At 36.8% G+C, this 4,644-nt stretch carries 2 protein-coding genes; both read right to left on the bottom strand.

Annotation, left to right across the window (positions count from 1 at the left end; translation table 11 throughout):
- Nucleotides 1–99 precede the first annotated feature (99 nt).
- Nucleotides 100–1,623: a RagB/SusD family nutrient uptake outer membrane protein gene (locus tag AB5062_RS22370; RefSeq protein WP_011965361.1), complete on the bottom strand. Its 1,524-nt coding sequence runs from the start codon at nt 1,621–1,623 to the stop codon at nt 100–102.
- Nucleotides 1,624–1,641: 18 nt separating this feature from the next.
- Nucleotides 1,642–4,617 carry a TonB-dependent receptor gene (locus tag AB5062_RS22365; RefSeq protein WP_151259803.1) on the bottom strand — a complete coding sequence of 992 codons (2,976 nt, stop codon included), beginning with the start codon at nt 4,615–4,617 and terminating at the stop codon, nt 1,642–1,644.
- Between the last annotated feature and the right edge of the window lie 27 nt (nt 4,618–4,644).

Raw genomic sequence — 4,644 nt, 5'->3', positions numbered from 1 at the left:
CAAAGCCCCAGCTTGTGAAAGTCGGGGCTTTGTGCGTAAAAAACAGAAGGTGTGCATTTTGACACACCTTCTTTTATAGAAAAGTTAATATGAGAATTATTAAATATTAGGCATTGGATTATTATCCTCTTCGCCAATACCATTATTATCTTGAATTTCTTTTCTTGGAATCAAAATTCTAAAGATATCATCTTCAGCCGGAAAATCGTATTGTGCATCCAAATTGTGATTGGTTCCTTCATATTTACGAATAATAGGCTTCTTTAAGCGTTTCAAATCGAACCATGCAATGCCTTCACCCCAAAATTCGATACGACGCTGTAACCAACAGGCATCTTGTATTCCTTTTGCATCTGTTGCATCACATACATAATCCGGTTGACGGGTTTTCACAAATTCTTCTAATAATGATTTACCACCGGCAATATTACCTCCCATAGCCAAAGCTTCTGCTTCAATCAACCACATCTCTTCAGCACGCATATAACACAGATCGTTGCAATTATTACCTTCCAAATCATACCACATATACTTCAAATTAGCATATTTAGGTAAAGCTACACTTCCCATCGGTCCTCCTTCATAAGTAAAGTCCTTATCCGCAAACCATCCTTTACGAATATCATTGTCAGCTATTTTACTGTATAATTCAGAACTAATATTCTTGAACATTCCTCCAGCCGTGACATAACCATAAGCGGTAGAACTGATGTGGGAGATAAAGTTAACAATACCTGTCTGAACAATCTCCGCATCCGTTGTAATATGTGAGGTAAACATCCAAGTATGATGTTTGTTCATATCGATATAACCCTCATCTATCAATTCAGCCTTATCGGCAGGTGCTCCATAAGAAGCACGAGCCTCTTTAGCATATTTGGCAGCATTAGTCCAATCTTCTTTTAACAGATACATACGTGCCAATAAACCAGAAATCACAGTTTGGTCGATATAAGTGCTGTTCAAACGTTGGTATGAAGATAAATCACTGTGTGCCTGCACTAAATCTTTTTCAATCAAATCATAAACCTCCTTTACACTTGCACGAGGATTATTGCTCAATACATCTGGCTCGGTAGTTTCTAGGACAATAGGTACCGCAGGAGCATTTTCATGACCTGCATAAGTATGCTGATACATCTGTACCAAAGTCAAATAAGCAAAAGCACGCATACCTAAAGCCTGTCCACGATCTTCTTTTTTAGAATCATCTGTAGTTGTTTTCAATACGTCATTAGCCGATTTTATTAATTTATACAAATAGTTCCAAAAATAGAACGTAGAAATATATTGGTATGCTCTAGAATTCTGATTAAATTGATAATCAGTATAATACCATCCATATTTAGAACTATACTGAATCATGTCCTGCCCCCACAAATCCGAACATAACAAAATATGATGATAACCATAATCGTAATGTTGAGCTTCATCACCATATCCCATTGTATCAAATTTATACAAATAGGCATACATACCGTTCAAACCTGCCACCGGATCAACTTCATCCATCTGATCACTAGTAATGATATCACCAGATTCAGCCTCAAAAAAACTATCAGAACAACTGCTAAACAATCCTACCATGGCTGCAAAAGCCGTATATTTTAAAATTTTTTTCATGCTTTCTTGTTTTATCAATTAAAATTTCATTGTTATACCACCAGAAATACTACGCAATGCCGAATAATTATAATTTGATTCGCCATTCCAATTTGTACGAGGGTCATAACCTTTACGAGCAGAAAGTAGTGCTACATTGTCTGCCACAAAATATACTCTTAAGCTCTCGCAACCCAATTTTGCAATCCAATTCTTCGGCAATGTATAACCTACAGAAATATTTTGCAAACTTAAATACGAAGTTGAAGTCAAGAAACGGGTAGAAGTAGAATTGTTATTACTTTCTTTTGCATTTAATTTTGGCACATCAGTATATTTATTTTCCGGTGTCCAAGCATTTAAAATATCATTATGATAATTTGTTCCTGCACCCTGAGCGCTATTCATCAAAGTTGCATAGGTATAATCATAGCCTTGTCCTCCTAATTGATAAGTAAGTGCAATACTAAAATCGAATCCATAAGCATTTAATGAAGTACTAATACCACCATACAAATCAGGCAAGGCACAACCTGCTTTATAATCCGTCGCCTCGCTATATGTCTTAGTTGTTTCTTTAGTCGTATTTCCATTCTTATCAGTAACATCTTTATACCACATAGCCTTTCCGTCTTCCGGATCTACACCAGCCCATTCTTTTATATAATAGTCGTAGTACGAACCTCCTTCAACCATTTTGAAAATACCATTCCAAATACCGGACTCTCTTTTTTCTTCCGGTAAAGTCAAAATTTTGTTTTTATAGGTAGTTGCATTAACAGAAATATTCCAATTAATCTTACTTGTGCGAATAATGTCCCCACTTAATTCTACTTCAAATCCGGTATTGCGCATATCACCAATATTATCCGGATAAGAATTAGAACCGGTACTAGCTGCTAAAGGACGGTTAAACAACAAATCTTTTGCATAGCGGGAGAAAAATTCAAAGCCTCCACTCAAACGTCCGTTTAATACGCTAAATTCAATACCTGTATTAAAATTATAGTTAGTTTCCCACTTTAATTTATCATTACCCTTATATGTTTGAGTAATTGCGGGTTGTCCGTTATTGTTGCTCACACTGAATTGATCCATATAAGCATAACGGTTACGCACCCCATTCAACAACAAGTAGTCATTACCTTGCGAACCATAGCTAACTTTAAACTTTAAGTTATCTAACCATTCAACGTCCTTCAAAAAATTTTCCTCTTTCAGTCTCCAACTAGCACCTACAGACCAAAAATTCCCCCAACGATAATCTGGATGAAATACTGAAGAAGCATCACGACGATAACTTCCCGAGAAGTAATATCTATCCTTATAATTATATTCCACACGTCCCAAGAAACCTTCAGTAGTATATTCTGTCACATAAGAACCAGCTTGCGGATTACTCACTGCATGATTCAATGAAGTTGACCCCCACAAAGCAAAGTTATTTTTTGATCCGTATAAATAATCATACTTATTCTGATAAGTTTCATGTCCAAGCAGTACATTTACCGAATGCTCTCCAAAAGTACGTTCCCATGTAAGCAATTCCTGCAAATTAATAGTCATATTGCGAGTGCTATAATGAGTTGCAATACCGTTTTGTGCAGTAAACTGTCCGTATTCACCATTTTGAAATACCATTTGACGAGTATTATCGTTTTCTATTCCGGCACGGAAAGTAAATTTAAAATCTTTCAAAAAGGAAATTTCGGCAAACATGTTTCCGCTGAAATAATCTTTTCCATTTTTACGATCATCCAAACTCTGACTACCTAATGCGTTTGAATTTCCTGATACAGGACGCTGCATACCCGGAGTATCTCCATAATCATACACTATGCGACCATGACTATCATACATAAAATTACCATTTTCATCACGTTTGTAGATAGGATAAATGGGAGCCATGGTACGTGATACGTAGAACATATTGGTGCCAGCAGTTTGGTCTTGTTCTTCTGTAGCTGAAGTGGCTACAGTAGAAGTATTGACATAAGCAAAATTACCACCCATCTTAATATTCTTGTTAAACTGGTGTTCCAAACGCAAACGGGCAGAGTAACGTGTAAAACCGGATTTTACAATATAACCTTCATCATCCAAATAACCAAATGACAAATAATAACTAGTCTTTTCATTAGCCCCGTTCATGTTTACGTTATATTCTTGTCGTAAACCGCTGTGAAACATTTCCTTTTCCCAATTATCCGCATATTTAATTCTAGCATTAGGATTAAATGTTCCATCCGGTAATACCACTTCGTTATTACCTACAGTCGTAACATTGTAACTCAAGCCACTACCACTGTCGGTAATCAAAGCGTTCGAAGCTAATTGTCCGGGATTAGCCTCGCCATTAGCCTCATACATTCCTTTCAACTCTCGCCAATATGTAGTATAATAAGTAGCAGGATCTCTCATTACATCATACTCAGGTACACCACGACTATTAGATCCCCATTTAGCATCAACGGTTATAGTAGCTTTACCTATTTTACCTCTTTTAGTAGTAATCAAGACAACACCATTAGCACCACGTGCACCATATAATGCATTGGCAGCAGCATCTTTTAATACAGTCATAGATTCAACATCTTGACTATTAATCATACTCAAATCTCCATCAAAAGGAGAACCGTCCACAACAATAAGAGGTTCACTGGAAGCGTTAATAGAACCAAGGCCACGTACACGAATACTTGTACCAGAACCAGGGGCACCTGAAGCTGTGGTAATTTGGACTCCCGACACTGCACCCGCTAATGCTTTGGTCACATCAGACGTTTGCATTTTTTCTATTTTGTCATTTTTAACAACAGCAGCAGATCCCGTAAACGAAGACTTTTTGGCAGTACCGTACGCCACAACCATTACTTCCTCAAGCTGTTCTGTATCAGACTTTAATACAATATTCAAATTCGCTTTAATATTCACTTCTTGTGTAGCCATTCCGATAAAGGAAACCACCAAAGTCTTTGCGGAACTAAAATATACAAAAAAACATCTAGTAATCAAATATTTAGCATTCTGCTCTCTTGTAGA

The sequence above is a fragment of the Phocaeicola sp. RTP21359st1_B8_RTP21360_211022 genome (genome assembly GCF_040911965.1).
GTDB lineage: Bacteria > Bacteroidota > Bacteroidia > Bacteroidales > Bacteroidaceae > Phocaeicola > Phocaeicola vulgatus.
Note: the sequence above shows the minus strand (reverse complement) of the source record. Positions and strands in the feature narration are given on the sequence as shown.